1 protein-coding gene is annotated in these 1384 nt (G+C 76.1%); it reads left to right on the plus strand.

All coding sequences use genetic code 11. From position 1 onward, the window contains the following. Positions 1-170: 170 nt before the first annotated feature. A partial coding sequence (locus tag ACYVE9_RS26990; RefSeq protein ID WP_461030514.1) for an NAD(P)-binding domain-containing protein occupies positions 171-1384 on the plus strand: 1214 nt, incomplete at its 3' end.

Here is a 1384-nt window from a genome sequence, read left to right on the forward strand (position 1 = left end):
CGCGGAGGCCGCGGGCGGTGACCCGGTTCCCGTGCTGCCCCCGCGCCCACGGGCCCCCTCCGAGCAGTCCGGCGCGGACAGCAGCAGCCCGACCCCCGCCCGGTGAGCCGCCCCGACGCACGGCAGGCCCCGTGGCCCGCCCCGACCATCCGACAGACAGGAAACCTCCGATGCACGACCTGGTAGTGGTGGGCGCCGGCCCGTACGGACTCTCCGTGGCCTCCCACGCCGCCGCCGCCGGCCTGGACGTCCGCGTACTCGGCCGACCGATGGCGTCCTGGCGCGACCACATGCCCCAGGGCATGTTCCTAAAGTCCGAGCCGTGGGCCTCCGACCTCTCCGACCCCGGCCGTACCCGCACGCTCGCCGCCTACTGCGCGGAGCGCGGCCTGCCCGCCGAACACGGCAACCCGCTGCCGATCCGCGTCTTCACCGACTACGGGCGATGGTTCGGCGAGCAGGTCGGCCCGGCGGTGGAGGAGCGGACCGTCAGCGCGCTGAGTCGGCAGGCCGGCGGCTACCGGCTGGACACCGCCGACGGCGGGACACTGCTCAGCCGCACCGTGGTGCTCGCCGTCGGTGTGATGCCCTTCGTGCACCTGCCCGAAGTCCTGCGCGGCCTGCCCGCCGAACTCGCCTCGCACAGCAGCGACCACCGCGACCTCACCCGGTTCCGGGGCCGGGACGTCACTGTCGTCGGCGCCGGCCAGGCGGCGCTGGAGACCGCCGCCCTGCTCGCCGAACTGGGCGCGCACACCCGCGTCGTCGCGCGGTCCGACCGGCTGAACTGGAACACGCCACCGCAGCCGCTGCGACGGTCCGCCTGGCGGTCGCTGCGCGACCCGCACTGCGGGCTGGGCACCGGCTGGTCCAGCTGGGTGTGGTCCGAGACGCCCTGGGCGGTGCGGCGACTGCCCGCGTCCGCCCGGCTGCGCATCACCGCCACCGCACTGGGCCCGGCCGGGGCCTGGTGGCTCCGGGACCGCTTCGAGGGGCGCGTACCGGTACTGCTCGGCCACCGGCTGCTCACCGCCGATCCGGTCGGCGGACGGCTGAGGCTGGGGCTGGCCGAGCCCGACGGCGGCACGACCACCGTGGACACCGACCACGTGGTGGCGGCCACCGGCTTCACACCCGACCTCGACCGGCTGGACCTGCTGGACCCGACGCTGCGCGGGACCCTGCGCACGGTCGGCGACAGCCGGGCACCGTACCTGGACCCGCGCTTCGAGTCGTCGAGCCCCGGCCTGTTCTTCGCGGGGCTGCTCACGGCCCCGTCGTTCGGTCCCGCCATGCGGTTCGTGCACGGCGCCACCTTCACCGCCGGTCGGCTCACCGACGGGCTGCGCCGCCGGCTGGGCGCCCGGCGTCCCAGCACCGTCCC

The organism is Streptomyces sparsus, from assembly GCF_054776295.1.